At 55.7% G+C, this 15036-nt stretch carries 16 protein-coding genes; 10 read left to right on the top strand and 6 right to left on the bottom strand.

The window, feature by feature from the left end; translation table 11 throughout:
* Positions 1-8: 8 nt before the first annotated feature.
* The 5 genes from rng to mreB form a co-directional block, all read right to left on the bottom strand.
* Positions 9-1478 carry a ribonuclease G gene (rng, locus tag FHC48_RS07385; RefSeq protein WP_008502847.1) on the bottom strand — a complete coding sequence of 490 codons (1470 nt, stop codon included), beginning with the start codon at positions 1476-1478 and terminating at the stop codon, positions 9-11.
* A complete protein-coding gene (locus FHC48_RS07390; RefSeq protein WP_008502848.1) occupies positions 1468-2061 on the bottom strand; it encodes a nucleoside triphosphate pyrophosphatase in 594 nt (197 codons plus the stop codon). The genes rng and FHC48_RS07390 overlap by 11 nt, the downstream gene beginning before the upstream one ends.
* Before the next feature lie 9 nt (positions 2062-2070).
* Positions 2071-2559 (bottom strand): rod shape-determining protein MreD, encoded by a 489-nt coding sequence (mreD, locus tag FHC48_RS07395; RefSeq protein ID WP_008502849.1) that lies wholly within the window; start codon positions 2557-2559, stop codon positions 2071-2073.
* Positions 2559-3575, bottom strand: coding sequence for a rod shape-determining protein MreC (gene mreC / locus FHC48_RS07400; protein WP_008502850.1), 1017 nt, complete (start codon positions 3573-3575; stop codon positions 2559-2561). The genes mreD and mreC overlap by 1 nt, the downstream gene beginning before the upstream one ends.
* A 62-nt stretch (positions 3576-3637) precedes the next feature.
* Positions 3638-4681, bottom strand: coding sequence for a rod shape-determining protein MreB (gene mreB, locus FHC48_RS07405; protein WP_000913396.1), 1044 nt, complete (start codon positions 4679-4681; stop codon positions 3638-3640).
* On the opposite strand from mreB, the gene FHC48_RS07410 reads away from it, so the two are divergent.
* Entirely contained in the window at positions 4650-4883 is a 234-nt protein-coding gene (locus tag FHC48_RS07410; RefSeq protein WP_162230876.1) for a hypothetical protein, read from the top strand. The genes mreB and FHC48_RS07410 overlap by 32 nt on opposite strands.
* An 80-nt stretch (positions 4884-4963) precedes the next feature.
* On the opposite strand, the gene csrD is transcribed toward FHC48_RS07410, so the two are convergent.
* Entirely contained in the window at positions 4964-6904 is a 1941-nt protein-coding gene (gene csrD / locus FHC48_RS07415) for an RNase E specificity factor CsrD (RefSeq protein WP_119312248.1), read from the bottom strand.
* Between the two features lie 182 nt (positions 6905-7086).
* On the opposite strand from csrD, the gene FHC48_RS07420 reads away from it, so the two are divergent.
* The 9 genes from FHC48_RS07420 to prmA all read left to right on the top strand — a co-directional run bounded on the left by FHC48_RS07420 (position 7087) and on the right by prmA (position 14958).
* Positions 7087-8061, top strand: a complete 975-nt coding sequence (locus FHC48_RS07420) for an MDR family oxidoreductase (RefSeq protein WP_059362742.1) — start codon at positions 7087-7089, stop codon at positions 8059-8061.
* Between the two features lie 77 nt (positions 8062-8138).
* The gene (gene msrP, locus FHC48_RS07425) at positions 8139-9140 is read left to right on the top strand and encodes a protein-methionine-sulfoxide reductase catalytic subunit MsrP (protein WP_008502853.1); all 1002 of its coding nucleotides are present in this window, start codon (positions 8139-8141) and stop codon (positions 9138-9140) included.
* The gene (msrQ, locus tag FHC48_RS07430) at positions 9141-9740 is read left to right on the top strand and encodes a protein-methionine-sulfoxide reductase heme-binding subunit MsrQ (protein ID WP_059362745.1); all 600 of its coding nucleotides are present in this window, start codon (positions 9141-9143) and stop codon (positions 9738-9740) included.
* A 234-nt stretch (positions 9741-9974) separates the two neighbouring features.
* The gene (gene aroQ, locus FHC48_RS07435; RefSeq protein ID WP_008502855.1) at positions 9975-10427 is read left to right on the top strand and encodes a type II 3-dehydroquinate dehydratase; all 453 of its coding nucleotides are present in this window, start codon (positions 9975-9977) and stop codon (positions 10425-10427) included.
* Positions 10428-10448: 21 nt separating this feature from the next.
* The gene (gene accB / locus FHC48_RS07440; protein ID WP_008502856.1) at positions 10449-10913 is read left to right on the top strand and encodes an acetyl-CoA carboxylase biotin carboxyl carrier protein; all 465 of its coding nucleotides are present in this window, start codon (positions 10449-10451) and stop codon (positions 10911-10913) included.
* Positions 10914-10923: 10 nt separating this feature from the next.
* Positions 10924-12273 carry an acetyl-CoA carboxylase biotin carboxylase subunit gene (gene accC / locus FHC48_RS07445; protein ID WP_003860388.1) on the top strand — a complete coding sequence of 450 codons (1350 nt, stop codon included), beginning with the start codon at positions 10924-10926 and terminating at the stop codon, positions 12271-12273.
* Between the two features lie 108 nt (positions 12274-12381).
* The gene (locus FHC48_RS07450; RefSeq protein ID WP_059362748.1) at positions 12382-12624 is read left to right on the top strand and encodes a YhdT family protein; all 243 of its coding nucleotides are present in this window, start codon (positions 12382-12384) and stop codon (positions 12622-12624) included.
* Positions 12614-14065, top strand: coding sequence for a sodium/pantothenate symporter (gene panF, locus FHC48_RS07455; protein WP_008502858.1), 1452 nt, complete (start codon positions 12614-12616; stop codon positions 14063-14065). The genes FHC48_RS07450 and panF overlap by 11 nt, the downstream gene beginning before the upstream one ends.
* A gap of 11 nt (positions 14066-14076) precedes the next feature.
* The gene (gene prmA / locus FHC48_RS07460) at positions 14077-14958 is read left to right on the top strand and encodes a 50S ribosomal protein L11 methyltransferase (protein WP_059362751.1); all 882 of its coding nucleotides are present in this window, start codon (positions 14077-14079) and stop codon (positions 14956-14958) included.
* The last annotated feature ends 78 nt before the right edge of the window (positions 14959-15036 follow it).

Consider the following 15036-nt stretch of genomic DNA (forward strand, 5'->3'; position numbering starts at 1 on the left):
TACTGCGCTTACATCATCACGACGTCAAACTGCTCCTGGTTATAGAGCGGTTCAATTTGTACTTTTACCTGTTTGCCGACAAAGATTTCCACTTCCGCCAGCGCGTGTGACTCTTCGCCTTTCAGCGCTTCAGCCACCGCAGGGGAAGCATAGACCAGAAAACGATCGGAGTCGTAGGCATGATGCACTCGCACAATTTCACGCATGATCTCGTAGCAGACGGTCTCAACCGTCTTTACCGTTCCGCGTCCATGGCAGGTCGGGCATTCATTACACAGCACATGCTCCACGCTCTCGCGGGTACGCTTACGCGTCATTTCCACCAGCCCCAGCTGTGAGAAGCCGTTGATGCTGGTTTTCACGCGATCTTTACTCAGGGCCTGCTCAAGCGAGTGCAGCACGCGGCGGCGATGGTCTTCATTACTCATATCGATGAAGTCGATGATGATAATGCCGCCCAGATTGCGCAGACGAAGCTGGCGCGCAATCGCCTGCGTGGCTTCGATGTTGGTGTTGAAGATGGTGTCGTCCAGATTACGATGACCGACAAACGCGCCGGTGTTGATATCGACGGTGGTCATCGCTTCGGTCTGATCGATGATCAGATAGCCGCCGGACTTCAGTTCAACCTTACGCTCCAGGGCACGCTGGATCTCGTTTTCGACATCATAGAGATCGAAGATCGGCTGACGCCCGGTGTAGTGCTCCAGCAGGCCAGGCATCTCCGGGATATATTCAGCGGTAAACTCCAGCAGCGCTTCATACGTCAGGCGGGAATCCACGCGAATGCGGTCGAGCTGCGCGTCGGCAAAGTCACGCAGCACGCGCTGCGCCAGCGCCAGCTCACCATAGAGCTGATAGCGGGTCTGGTTGCGTTTTTTACGCTCCATCACTTTTGTCCAGACGCGCTTCAGGTAAGCCGCATCTGACGCCAGGTCTTCCTCGCTGATCCCTTCCGCGGCGGTGCGGATGATAAATCCGCCCTGTTCATCGCAGTAGGCGCTGACGACTTTCTTCAGGCGCTCGCGCTCGCTTTCGCTCTCAATACGCTGCGAAACGCCCACGTGCGACGCGCCGGGCATAAAGACCAGATAGCGGGAAGGTAAGGTGATATCGGTGGTCAGACGGGCGCCTTTGGTACCAAGAGGATCTTTCACCACCTGCACCATTAAGTCCTGCCCCTGACGCACCAGTTCAGAAATGTCGCGCACGGCAAACTGCTTTTGCTCTTCGCCCGCGACGCACTCGGTGTGCGGCATGATGTCGGAGGCATGTAAAAATGCCGCCTTATCCAGTCCAATATCTACAAAAGCCGCCTGCATACCCGGCAGTACACGACTGACACGACCTTTGTAGATATTGCCTACTATTCCGCGCCGCGCTTCACGCTCAATATGAATTTCCTGAAGAATGCCACCGTCAATATAGGCCACACGGGTTTCCGATGGCGTTACGTTTACCAACAATTCAGCCGTCATAATTATCCCTTCCCTCACGCAGTGAGTTAAAATTGCTCAGCAACTCATACGTTTCCACCAGCGGTAAGCCGACTACGGCGTGATAGCTGCCATGAATCTTCCTGACAAAACAGCCACCCAGCCCCTGAATACCGTATGCACCTGCTTTATCCATCGGTTCACCGCTGGCAATATAAGCGGCGATCTCGTCGTCGGTAAGTACTCTGAACGTGACATCCGTCACCACCAGGCAATCCAGCACGTGCTGGCGGTCCGCCAGCGCGACGGCTGTCATCACCTGATGCGTTTGCCCGGACATTTTGCGCAGCATGCGCGCCGCGTGTTCGGCGTCATGCGGTTTCTCCAGCACTTCACCGTTAAGGATAACGATGGTATCAGCTCCCAGCACGGGCAGATCGCGCGGCACGCAGGCCACGCCCGCCTGCGCTTTCTCGCGCGCCAGACGTGACACGTACTGTTGAGCACTTTCGCCCTCAGCACGTATTTCTTCAATGCCGGTCACGATGCGTTCAAAAGAGACCCCAAGCTGCGTCAGGAGTTCCTGACGGCGCGGGGAGCCGGAAGCGAGATACAAAGACGTCATAGAAACCTTTTATTGCACAGCAAACTGCTGGCGAACCTTACGCATCAGCAGGAATAGCCACGGCCAGAGCACACCGTTTACTACACTACTCCAGAACACTTCCGGTCGGAAAGAGACGTTGATCACTAAAAACTCTGCCCAGAAAACAACGATATCCGCAGCAAGCGACAACAGCATCACGACCAGGGCCTGTTGCCAGAGCGCGAGGTTACGGAAGAGCTGGAATTTCAGTGCGACGAGGTACGCAATAATGCTCATGGACAAGGCGCGTACGCCCAGCGTAGAGCCACTAATGAGATCCAGTATGGCACCCATCACAAAACCCGTGCCGACATTTACGCGATGCGGCAGCGCAAGGATCCAGTAGAGCAAAATGAGCAAGACCCAGTTTGGCCGGAAAACGAGAATGTTATCCGGCCAGGGCATAATCTGCAGCAACAGTGCAATGAGGAACGAGAGCCAGATGACCCAGCGTCCCTGGCTACGATAGCTTGCCACTACTGCCCTCCCGAAGAGAGTTTAGGCGGTGGCGGCGCATCCGGCAGCGGCTGCGTTAACCCCGTTGCCGGTGCCGGGACTGGCGCAGGCGGCCCCATAGAGTCCGCTGGCGGCAGAACCTGCGGCATCATCTGCATCAGGCGTTCATTTGCCACACGATGGACCTCTTCAGGCGTCATCGGGTTAGTACCGTTACGATCGGCGCCCCACAGCAGCAGCAGGTAGCGCAGACGCTGTAAACCGGCGGTTGGACGCGCCTGAATCACGGTATAGGCACGCTGCGTATCCAGCTTCACCGAAGAGACCACCGCAACCGGATAGCCTTCAGGGAAGCGGCCACCCAGACCGGAGGTCACCAGCACGTCGCCCACGCGGATATCCGTGTTGGCCGGCAGGTGTTCCAGCTGCAGATCGTCCGTACAGCCGTTCCCGGCCGCAATCACGCGGATGTCGTTGCGCAAGACCTGGATCGGCAGCGCATGCGTGGCGTCGCAAATCAGCAGCACGCGGCTGGTCAGTTTGGCGACGGCAACAACCTGGCCTACTACGCCTTTATCACTGATGACGGGCTGGCCTTCATACACCCCGTTGACGCTCCCTTTGTCGATCACAACCTGATCGCTGTAAGGGTCGTTCACGGTGGAGATCACCTGGGTAACCATCTTCTGCTCATCCTGACGCAGCGGCGAGCCGAGCAGCTCACGCAGACGCGCGTTTTCCTGCTTGTATTGCCCCAGCATCAGAAGTTCGCTGTTTTTCAGCAGCAGTTCCTGGCGTAATGCCCGGTTTTCAAGTTCGAGCTGGTCTCGTGAAGACAGCGTTTGAGAAACGGAGTCGAGCAGTTCACGGGGACCATTTGATATAAAGTAGAAAGGACTGACGGCGGTATCCATGTACGTTCGGATCTGGCTGAACGTACCGAGGCGGCTATCGGCAATAATGACCCCAAGCGCAACCAGAACCGCCAGAATGAGGCGAAACTGTAGCGATGGGCCACGGCTAAAAATTGGCTTCATAGGCTATGCGTATTCTCGCGTCAGAGAGAAAGGGTAGCAAATTGCTACCCTCTCAAACTCGACTACTCTTCGCTGAACAAATCGCCGCCGTGCATGTCGATCATTTCCAGCGCCTTGCCACCACCACGGGCGACGCAAGTCAGTGGATCTTCTGCAACTACGACAGGAATACCTGTCTCTTCCATTAACAGGCGGTCGAGGTTACGCAGCAGCGCACCACCACCGGTCAGAACCATACCGCGCTCGGAGATATCGGACGCCAGCTCTGGTGGGCACTGTTCCAGCGCGACCATTACCGCACTCACGATACCCGTCAGTGGCTCCTGCAGTGCTTCCAGAATTTCGTTGGAGTTCAGGGTGAAACCGCGTGGAACACCTTCAGCCAGGTTGCGGCCACGTACTTCGATCTCGCGCACTTCATCGCCCGGATATGCAGAGCCGATTTCGTGTTTGATACGCTCTGCGGTGGCTTCACCGATCAGAGAGCCGTAGTTACGGCGCACATAATTAATGATGGCTTCGTCGAAGCGGTCACCACCGATGCGTACGGAAGAGGAGTACACCACGCCGTTCAGCGAGATAACGGCCACTTCAGTGGTACCACCACCGATATCCACCACCATGGAACCGGTCGCTTCAGACACAGGCAGACCTGCACCGATTGCCGCCGCCATTGGCTCTTCAATCAGGAACACTTCACGCGCACCTGCACCCTGAGCAGATTCACGGATTGCGCGACGCTCGACCTGGGTTGCGCCAACCGGCACACACACCAGAACACGCGGGCTTGGACGCATGAAGCTGTTGCTGTGAACCTGCTTGATGAAGTGCTGAAGCATTTTTTCAGTCACGAAGAAGTCAGCGATAACGCCGTCTTTCATTGGGCGAATAGCGGCGATGTTGCCAGGGGTACGACCCAGCATCTGCTTCGCGTCATGACCCACAGCGGCTACGCTTTTCGGCGAGCCTGCACGATCCTGACGAATGGCCACAACGGAAGGCTCATTCAATACGATGCCTTGTCCTTTTACATAAATAAGGGTATTCGCAGTACCCAGGTCAATGGACAGGTCATTGGAAAACATGCCACGAAATTTTTTCAACATACTAAGGGATAATCCTGAAAGCTGGGGCGGAAAACAAAATCCGCTTACTTTACCAACCACACGCAGCAGCGACAAGGCGCAAAAATCATCTGCAACGGTGAAAATTTGTGCAGTACGTTTCCTGATGTTACAAAATCATCCCCTGACTCCCTCAGGGCTGAGTAAACAGCAGCACTCCTTACTGACCTTTGTAACCCGTTAAAGGTCGTTCACTGGCTTTTTGCTCGACATACTCAAAGCTACAGGCGCGATATTCTACGTGAAAACAGCGTAAACGGCAGGTCAAACCGAGTATCTTTGCAAATATTTTTTCACATTGGTGTCAAGCGGCTGAGAGGCAGCAAAAAAATCCCCCTGACCACCCATTACACCGCGCTCTGTTAACATTTGCCATTCGCCTCTGGCGCGCACGCCCGCGGCAAAGACCTGTGTTCGCGTTCCTTTGCACGCCTCAACCAGGCTCTGTACCAGCAGCTGGTTTTCCGTGCGCTTTTCAATATTCCTTACCAGCCCCGGATGTAGCTTTAATAGCTCCACATCCAGCTCCTTGATCCAGTTGGTGCTGACCAGCGTCAAACCTGCCTGCGTCACCGCGACGCGCGCGCCGAGCGCGTTGATCAAACGAACCACCGGACGTAACCGGCTGATGTGTTGACCTACATCCGCCTCAGCAAGTTCAAAAATAATGCGTTTGCGTTGCGATTTTTCGCATTGCATTAATGTATCACGCAGCCAGCGCTGAAAACGCGGGCGTATTAATGACTCCACGGTGACCTGTAACGCCAGGCTCTCTTCAGGCCAGAATGATAAAAACGGAATCAAGCGGCTAATTTGCTGACGGTCATACTCTTCGGACAGCCCAAATTGCAGCACCATTGGCAGATATTCCGCAGAAATAACCTCTTCCGTACCGTCAAAAATACGACACATCAGTTCACGGTGATGAACGTTGCCGTTTTTCATGACCGCGGGTTTTTGATAAATACGCGGTCCGCCGCGACTCAGCATTTGCTCAATCAACGTACGCCAGCGCACGTTACCGCGCCCTTTTTCCGGCAGCGAATCATCATAGACCGCCCATCCGTTCGCGCCCTGCAGCACGGCGTTGCGGGTGGCCGCTTCCGCATGCTCCATCACCTGTTCTGTCGATTGTCCGCCACGCCAGGCGCAGATCCCCATGTGGACCATATCGTCCCTGTCGAGCATTTTGCTCTGCGGCAGCGCATCAACCGCCTTCAGCAGCTGGCTGGCGATGCTTTCCGACTCCTTCAGCGTCCGATGCGGCAGCAACACGGCAAAGTCGCTGCGGTGGTAGCGGGCCAGCAGCGCGCCCGGGTAGCGCATAATAAAGGTGGAGAGCAGGTTGATCAGCGTAAAGAGATTTTCTTCCGCGGCCCGCTGTCCCCAGGTGTCGCGCAGGAGATCGAAATCAGGCAGGCGAATCATCATCACCACCCCGTGCGTCCCCACTTTTTCCGAATCGTCGAGCAGCGTGGCGAGCTGATTATCAAAGAAAAGGCGGTTGTTGAGGCCGGTTTTATTATCCTGCGCGGCATAGGAGCGGATCAGCGTATCCATACGGCTGCGCTGGTCGCTGGCAAACTGGATTTCCGAGAGCAGCGTATCCAGCGCGCTGCTGGCGCGTGACGGCCATTCGTGGACTGAACCACGGACCTGCGGGCCGCGTTCACCGTTAAGGATCCGCACGGAGCGCATCTCCAGCAGCTCCTGGCCGGAGAGCTGGCGGCGCAGCCAGCGGACCGCGAGAAAGATCAGCAGGACGATAAATGCCACCGCGACGGTGAGCGGCGCGGTGGTCATCATGGAACGGAAATAGCTGGCCATCGGATCGAGATAGACCATGCGTATGGTCATCCCCGGATTTTTAAGGGAATGTACGGTCACTTCCCGATACTGGCTCACCACGCCCGAAGGCCGATAGCTTCCCGGGCGTTCGTGGCTTAACACACGATGCTTGCCCTGCTGAATGTCGATCTGAACAATATCAACAGGTACCATCAACTCATCGAGCTCCCTGGAGAGTGCCGGTAGCGGCGTCGTCAGCAGACGCGTATCAATTACCGACGCGACAGACTGTACCCGGTTAACCAGTTTGTCCTGAATGGCGTTGTAAAAGCTCAGAGAGCAGCCCAGAAGGGTGACAAAAATGGTAAGCCCCGTCAGCAAGGTGATAAAAGCTGAGAACTTCGTCGTTAATCGCATCCTTGAGATTACTCCGTGGGTTGATGGGGTAGCGAGTAAGCGCTAACTTGCATTTCAAATGCGGCATACTACCAAATCGGGTGTATCTGGCAATTTATTGCGTTAAATCGGCACTGCGTTTCCCTGAGCGAGTATAGTCTTCAGAAATTATTTTCCAATCAAATGAGTCGAGAGGACCCCGTATGCAGGCTTTGATCTTAGAACAGCAGGACGGCAAAACGCTTGCCTCAGTGCAGGCGGTAGAAGAGAGTCGCCTGCCGGAAGGCGAAGTAACCGTCGACATCGACTGGTCCAGTTTAAATTATAAAGATGCGCTGGCGATTACCGGGAAGGGTAAAATCATCCGAAATTTCCCTATGGTGCCAGGTATTGATTTCGCTGGCCGGGTACATACCAGCGAGGATCCGCGCTTCCATCCGGGCCAGCAGGTCCTGCTCACCGGCTGGGGCGTAGGTGAAAATCACTGGGGCGGGCTGGCCACGCAGGCGCGCGTGAAGGGCGACTGGCTGGTGCCGATGCCGAAAGGTATGGATGGCCGCAAGGCGATGATCGTCGGCACGGCAGGCTTTACCGCGATGCTGTGCGTGATGGCGCTGGAAGACGCAGGCATCCGCCCTGAATCGGGGGAAGTTGTCGTCACCGGTGCCAGCGGGGGCGTGGGCAGCACGGCAGTGACGCTACTGCACAAGCTGGGCTATCAGGTTGCGGCGGTTTCCGGTCGGGAAAGTACCCACGATTACCTGCGCCAGCTCGGTGCAAACCGCATTCTCGGCCGTGACGAATTCGCCGAAACCCGTCCACTGGAAAAACAGGTCTGGGCGGGCGCGGTGGATACCGTCGGTGATAAAGTGCTGGCAAAAGTCCTGGCGCAGATGAACTACGGCGGCTGCGTGGCCGCCTGTGGGCTGGCGGGCGGATTTGCCCTGCCAACCACCGTGATGCCATTCATTCTGCGTAACGTCCGCCTGCAGGGCGTGGATTCCGTGATGACACCTGCGGCTCGTCGTACTGAGGTATGGGAACGTCTGGTGCGCGATTTGCCGGAATCTTTCTACACCCAAAGCGCCACGGAGATTACGCTCAGCCAGGCACCGGACTATGCCAGTAAGATCATGGATAACCAGTTCCACGGTCGCGCGCTGGTGAAAATCGCCTAATCTTCAAATTTTCGTGACATATTCGCGCGAATCACTCTCCTCCGTCATGCTTAGGAAAACGCATGACGGAGGATGCCATGAAAAACCGAAAACTGACGGAAGCCGACGTAACGTCCGAGTCTGTCTTTATGTTACAGCGCCGCCAGATCCTGAAAATGCTTGGCATCAGCGCCACCGCGCTCTCGCTCTCGCCTTCGGCTCACGCTGACCTGCTCGACTGGTTTAAAGGCAACGATCGGCCGAAGGCCCCTTCCGGCGCCCCGCTCACCTTTACGAAACCCGCCCAATGGCAGAACAAACTGACGCTTACGCCAGAAGATAAAGTGACGGGCTATAACAACTTCTACGAATTTGGCCTCGACAAGGCCGATCCTGCGGCCAACGCCGGTAGTCTCAAAACCGATCCGTGGACGCTGAAAATCGACGGCGAAGTGGCAAAACCCCTGACGCTGGACCACCACGATCTGACCACCCGTTTCCCGCTCGAAGAGCGTATCTACCGCATGCGCTGCGTGGAAGCCTGGTCGATGGTGGTGCCCTGGATCGGCTTCCCGCTGCATAAATTGCTGGCGATGGTGGAGCCCACCAGCAACGCAAAATATGTCGCTTTCCAGACGCGCTATGCGCCGGACGAGATGCCGGGCCAGAAAGACCGGTTCATTGGCGGCGGGCTGGAGTATCCCTACGTTGAAGGGTTACGCCTTGACGAAGCCATGCACCCTCTTACGCTGCTGACCGTCGGCGTTTACGGCAAGGCGCTTCCGCCGCAGAACGGCGCGCCCATCCGTTTAACCGTGCCGTGGAAATACGGTTTCAAAGGAATTAAGTCTATCGTCAGCATTAAGCTCACCCGCGAGCGTCCGCCAACCACCTGGAATCTGGCGGCTCCGGACGAATACGGTTTCTTCGCCAACGTGAATCCGCACGTGGATCATCCGCGCTGGTCGCAGGCGACCGAGCGTTTTATCGGTTCCGGCGGCGCGCTGGACGTGAAGCGCCAGCCAACGCTGCTGTTTAACGGTTATGCGGATGAAGTGGCCTCGCTGTACCGTGGCCTCAATTTACGGGAGAACTTCTGAGTGCGTTTAACGGCAAAACAGATTACCTGGCTGAAAGTGCTGCTGCATTTAGCCGGAATACTCCCCTTTCTCTGGCTGTTCTGGGCCGCCAGCCAGGGGCTTTTTAGCGCCGATCCGGCCAAGGATATCCAGCATTTTACCGGTCGGATGGCTCTGAAATTTTTACTGGCCACCTTGCTCGTCTCGCCGCTGGCGCGCTACGCTAAACAGCCACTATTGATACGCACCCGTCGGCTTTTGGGGCTATGGTGTTTTGCCTGGGCCACGCTGCATCTGACCAGCTATGCCCTGCTGGAACTGGGAATTAACAATCTGACACTGCTTGGCCGCGAACTGGTGACGCGCCCTTATCTGACGCTGGGTATTGTGAGCTGGGTGATTTTACTGGCGTTAGCGCTGACATCCACGCAATATGCGCAGCGAAAGCTGGGCCGTCGCTGGCAGTTGCTGCATAACTTCGTCTATCTTGTCGCGATCCTCGCACCCATTCACTATCTGTGGTCGGTGAAGATCCTCTCTCCGCAGCCGGTCCTTTACGCGCTGGCGGTCGTGGCGCTTTTAGCATGGCGTTACAAGAAGTTCCGCCAGTGGTTGCGATAGTTCGCGAAACTGTGCGTTTTCCCGCAGATTGCCTCTCAACCGCAAATCTTTTTTGGATTGCGGTTGATAATCTTCCCTGATAAGACCAGTATTTAGCTGCCAAATGCTACGAAATCGTTATAATGTGCGACCTTGGTTCGCCTGACAGTGGTTTTTGGCCTCTGAAAAGGTGACATTTGCGCTTCGACGGTATATTTTGTTTTTTACCCGAAAATCGCAGGAGATAGCGGCATAATGACTGATAAGTTCCAGATCTTAGTTTTGAACGGACCGAACCTGAACATGCTCGGCACCCGTGAGCCGGAGAAGTACGGCACGCTGACATTAAGCGAAATTGTTAACCGTTTGAGCACGGAAGCAGCGTCGCTGAATGTGGATTTGGATCATTTTCAGTCAAACGCGGAGTACGCAATCATCGACCGTATTCATCAGGCTAAAGACAATGTGGACTATATCCTGATCAATCCGGCCGCGTTTACGCACACCAGTGTTGCTATCCGCGACGCACTGCTTGCGGTGAGTATCCCGTTTATCGAGATCCACCTGAGTAACGTGCACGCCCGAGAGCCGTTCCGCCACCATTCGTATCTGTCAGATATCGCTGCTGGCGTTATCTGTGGACTGGGCGCAGACGGCTATTCATACGCTTTACAGACAGCGGTAAAACGCTTGTCACAATCACACTAAACAAGAGTACGGAACCCACTCATGGATATTCGTAAGATTAAAAAACTGATCGAGCTGGTTGAAGAATCAGGCATCTCCGAACTGGAAATTTCTGAAGGCGAAGAGTCTGTACGCATCAGCCGTGCAGCCCCAGCCGCTAGCTTCCCGGTAATGCAGCAAGCTTACGCTGCGCCAGTGCAGCAGCCTGCGCTCTCCGCAGCCGTTGCACCAGCAGCAGCTGAAGCCGCACCTGCCGCTGCAGCAGAAATCAGTGGTCACATCGTACGTTCCCCAATGGTTGGTACTTTCTACCGCACCCCGAGCCCGGACGCGAAGGCGTTCATCGAAGTGGGTCAGAAAGTCAACGTAGGCGATACCCTGTGCATCGTTGAAGCGATGAAAATGATGAACCAGATCGAAGCAGACAAATCAGGTACTGTGAAAGCGATTCTGGTCGAAAGTGGTCAGCCGGTTGAATTTGACGAGCCGCTGGTCGTCATCGAGTAACGAGGCGTACATGCTGGATAAAATTGTTATCGCCAACCGCGGCGAGATCGCACTGCGTATTCTTCGTGCCTGTAAAGAACTGGGCATCAAGACTGTCGCTGTGCACTCAAGCGCGGATCGCGATTTAAAACACGTATTGCTGGCGGATGAGACGGTCTGTATTGGCCCGGCTCCGTCCGTAAAAAGCTATCTGAACATCCCGGCTATCATCAGCGCCGCTGAAATCACCGGCGCGGTGGCAATTCATCCGGGTTACGGCTTCCTCTCTGAGAACGCCAACTTTGCTGAGCAGGTTGAACGCTCTGGCTTTATCTTCATCGGCCCGAAAGCCGACACCATCCGCCTGATGGGCGACAAAGTGTCTGCGATCACCGCGATGAAAAAAGCCGGTGTACCAACCGTACCAGGCTCTGACGGCCCTCTGACCGACGACATGGATGCTAACCGTGCTCATGCTAAACGCATTGGCTACCCGGTTATCATCAAGGCGTCCGGCGGCGGCGGCGGTCGCGGTATGCGCGTTGTGCGCAGCGATGCTGAACTGGCGCAGTCCATCTCCATGACCAAAGCAGAAGCGAAAGCCGCTTTCAGCAATGATATGGTGTACATGGAAAAATACCTGGAAAACCCACGCCACATCGAAATTCAGGTGCTGGCTGACGGTCAGGGTAACGCGATCTATCTGGCTGAACGTGACTGCTCCATGCAGCGTCGTCACCAGAAGGTGGTCGAAGAAGCACCAGCGCCGGGCATTACTCCGGAACTGCGTCGCTACATCGGCGAACGTTGCGCTAAAGCGTGTGTCGATATCGGCTATCGTGGAGCGGGTACCTTTGAGTTCCTGTTCGAAAACGGCGAGTTCTACTTCATTGAGATGAACACCCGTATTCAGGTTGAACACCCGGTTACCGAAATGATCACCGGCGTTGACCTGATTAAAGAGCAGCTGCGTATCGCAGCCGGTCAGCCGCTGTCCATCAAGCAGGAAGAAGTTGTGGTGAAAGGCCATGCGGTAGAATGCCGTATCAACGCCGAAGACCCGAACACCTTCCTGCCAAGCCCGGGTAAAATCACGCGTTTCCACGCGCCGGGTGGCTTTGGCGTGCGCTGGGAGTCTCATATCTACGCCGGTTACACCGTACCGCCGTACTATGACTCAATGATCGGCAAGCTCATCTGCTACGGCGAAAACCGTGACGTGGCGATTGCCCGCATGAAGAACGCCCTGCAGGAACTGATCATCGACGGAATCAAAACCAACGTTGATCTGCAGATGCGCATCATGAGCGACGAGCACTTCCAGAATGGTGGAACCAACATCCACTATCTGGAGAAAAAACTCGGTCTGAACGAGAAGTAAGAGACCTGTGTTGTGAAAAGGCCGGATTATCCGGCCTTTTTTATTTCTGGGGCCTGGAAAGCCTCATCATGTACAATCCCCGCTTTCTTCATCCACAAGGGACAAAAAATGGACAAACGTTTTGTTCAGGCCCATAAAGAAGCGCGCTGGGCGCTGTGGCTGACCCTTCTCTATCTTGCCGCATGGTTAGTAACCGCTCACTTACCAGACTCTGCTATTGGCATCACCGGCCTGCCGCACTGGTTCGAACTGGCCTGCCTGCTGGTTCCGCTGGTGTTTATCCTGCTGTGCTGGGCAATGGTGAAATTTATCTACCGGGATATTCCGCTGGAGGACGATGATGCAGCTTGAAGTCATTCTGCCGCTTGTCGCTTACCTGCTGGTCGTATTTGGATTGTCCATTTACGCCATGCGCAAAAGAACGACCGGTGCCTTTCTGAACGAGTATTTCCTCGGCAGCCGTTCGATGGGCGGCGTTGTGCTGGCAATGACGCTGACCGCGACCTATATCAGCGCCAGCTCGTTTATTGGCGGCCCCGGTGCGGCCTACAAATACGGGTTAGGCTGGGTTTTGCTGGCGATGATCCAGCTGCCTGCCGTCTGGCTCTCGTTGGGCATACTGGGTAAAAAATTTGCCATTCTGGCGCGCCGTTACAATGCCGTGACGCTCAACGATATGCTCTTTGCCCGTTACCAGAGCCGCTTGCTGGTGTGGCTGGCGAGCTTGAGCCTGCTGGTGGCGTTTATCGGTGCGATGACCGTACAGTTTATCGGCGGTGCGCGTCTGCTGGAAACGGCGGCCGGCATCCCTTACGAGACAGGCCTCATCATCTTCGGGGTAAGCATCGCGCTCTATACTGCGTTTGGCGGATTCCGCGCCAGCGTGCTGAACGATACGCTGCAGGGAATGGTGATGCTCATCGGTACGATCGTTCTGCTGGTGGGGATTGTCCATGCGGCGGGTGGACTCACTCACGCGGTGGAAACCCTGGAAGCGATTGACCCGAAACTGGTCTCGCCGCAGGGCGCAGATGATATCCTCTCTCCGACCTTTATGACCTCATTCTGGGTGTTAGTCTGCTTCGGAGTAATTGGTCTGCCGCATACCGCCGTGCGCTGTATCTCCTATAAAGACAGCAAAGCCGTTCACAAGGGCATCATCATCGGGACGATTGTGGTCGCGGTCCTGATGTTTGGTATGCATCTGGCGGGGGCATTAGGGCGCGCGGTAATCCCCGATCTTACCGTGCCGGATCTGGTTATCCCGACGCTGATGGTCAAAGTACTGCCCCCCTTTGCCGCCGGGATTTTCCTCGCTGCGCCAATGGCCGCCATTATGTCGACCATCAACGCTCAGTTACTGCAAAGTTCCGCTACGATCATTAAAGATCTCTATCTGAACCTGCGCCCTGAGCAGGTTGAAAATGAACGTCGCCTGAAGCATATGTCGGCGGTGATTACGCTGGTGCTAGGCGCGTTGCTGCTGTTAGCCGCATGGCGCCCGCCGGAGATGATCATCTGGCTGAACCTGCTGGCATTTGGTGGGCTTGAGGCGGTATTCCTGTGGCCGCTGGTGTTAGGGCTCTACTGGGAACGCGCAAATGCTGCCGGTGCGCTGAGCGCGATGATTGTTGGCGGCGTGCTGTACGCCGTCCTCGCAACGTTTAAGATTCAGTACCTGGGCTTCCATCCGATTGTGCCTTCGTTACTGCTAAGTTTACTGGCGTTTGTGGTGGGGAACCGTTTCGGTCAGCCCGTCCCACAGCCCGCTATGATTTCTACTGATAAATAAAGAGTTTTGCCATGCCGTGGATCCAACTAAAACTGAATACAACCGGCGCGAACGCCGAAGAGCTGAGCGATGCGCTAATGGAGGCCGGCTCGGTCTCTATCACCTTCCAAGACACGCATGACACGCCGGTCTTTGAACCGCTGCCGGGCGAAACCCGCCTGTGGGGCGATACCGACGTGATTGGCCTGTTCGATGCTGAAACCGACATGAAAGAGGTCGTCGCGATTCTGGAAAACCACCCTCTGCTGGGCGCGGGCTTTGCGCACAAAATCGAACAGCTGGAAGACAAAGACTGGGAACGCGAATGGATGGATAACTTCCACCCGATGCAGTTCGGCAAACGTCTGTGGATCTGCCCAAGCTGGCGCGAGGTTCCTGATGAAAACGCGGTTAACGTCATGCTCGATCCGGGTCTGGCGTTTGGTACCGGCACCCATCCAACGACCTCCCTGTGCCTGCAGTGGCTGGATGGTCTCGATCTGGATGGTAAGACGGTGATCGACTTCGGCTGTGGATCCGGGATCCTTGCGATTGCCGCCCTGAAACTGGGCGCGGCAAAAGCTATCGGGATCGATATCGATCCACAGGCGATTCAGGCCAGCCGTGACAACGCCAAGCGCAACGGCGTTTCCGATCGACTGGAGCTGTATCTGCCGGATGCACAGCCAGAAGCCATGAAAGCCGATGTGGTGGTTGCAAACATTCTGGCGGGCCCACTGCGCGAACTGGCTCCGTTAATCAGCGTGCTGCCCGTTGAGGGCGGTCTGCTGGGACTTTCGGGTATCCTGGCAAGCCAGGCAGACAGCGTGTGTGAAGCCTACGCCGATCTTTTCGCTCTCGACCCGGTGGTGGAGAAAGAAGAGTGGTGCCGTATTACCGGTCGTAAAAAATAAGCATTTGGCGTGGTCCTCTGACCACGCCTCTCTCCCACTGATAATCCTCTCTCCCTCTGCCATTCTTCGGTAAAATAA

This window comes from Enterobacter sp. EC_50, from assembly GCF_019584525.1.
Classification (GTDB): domain Bacteria; phylum Pseudomonadota; class Gammaproteobacteria; order Enterobacterales; family Enterobacteriaceae; genus Enterobacter; species Enterobacter roggenkampii.

What these genes read in the sequence shown, in the direction of transcription:
- rng (WP_008502847.1), bottom strand. Translation starts at nt 1,478, where the DNA reads ATGACGGCTGAATTGTTGGTAAACGTAACGCCATCGGAAACCCGTGTG.
- FHC48_RS07390 (WP_008502848.1), bottom strand. Translation starts at nt 2,061, where the DNA reads ATGACGTCTTTGTATCTCGCTTCCGGCTCCCCGCGCCGTCAGGAACTC.
- mreC (WP_008502850.1), bottom strand. Translation starts at nt 3,575, where the DNA reads ATGAAGCCAATTTTTAGCCGTGGCCCATCGCTACAGTTTCGCCTCATT.
- mreB (WP_000913396.1), bottom strand. Translation starts at nt 4,681, where the DNA reads ATGTTGAAAAAATTTCGTGGCATGTTTTCCAATGACCTGTCCATTGAC.
- csrD (WP_119312248.1), bottom strand. Translation starts at nt 6,904, where the DNA reads ATGCGATTAACGACGAAGTTCTCAGCTTTTATCACCTTGCTGACGGGG.
- FHC48_RS07420 (WP_059362742.1), top strand. Translation starts at nt 7,087, where the DNA reads ATGCAGGCTTTGATCTTAGAACAGCAGGACGGCAAAACGCTTGCCTCA.
- msrP (WP_008502853.1), top strand. Translation starts at nt 8,139, where the DNA reads ATGAAAAACCGAAAACTGACGGAAGCCGACGTAACGTCCGAGTCTGTC.
- aroQ (WP_008502855.1), top strand. Translation starts at nt 9,975, where the DNA reads ATGACTGATAAGTTCCAGATCTTAGTTTTGAACGGACCGAACCTGAAC.
- accB (WP_008502856.1), top strand. Translation starts at nt 10,449, where the DNA reads ATGGATATTCGTAAGATTAAAAAACTGATCGAGCTGGTTGAAGAATCA.
- accC (WP_003860388.1), top strand. Translation starts at nt 10,924, where the DNA reads ATGCTGGATAAAATTGTTATCGCCAACCGCGGCGAGATCGCACTGCGT.
- FHC48_RS07450 (WP_059362748.1), top strand. Translation starts at nt 12,382, where the DNA reads ATGGACAAACGTTTTGTTCAGGCCCATAAAGAAGCGCGCTGGGCGCTG.
- panF (WP_008502858.1), top strand. Translation starts at nt 12,614, where the DNA reads ATGCAGCTTGAAGTCATTCTGCCGCTTGTCGCTTACCTGCTGGTCGTA.
- prmA (WP_059362751.1), top strand. Translation starts at nt 14,077, where the DNA reads ATGCCGTGGATCCAACTAAAACTGAATACAACCGGCGCGAACGCCGAA.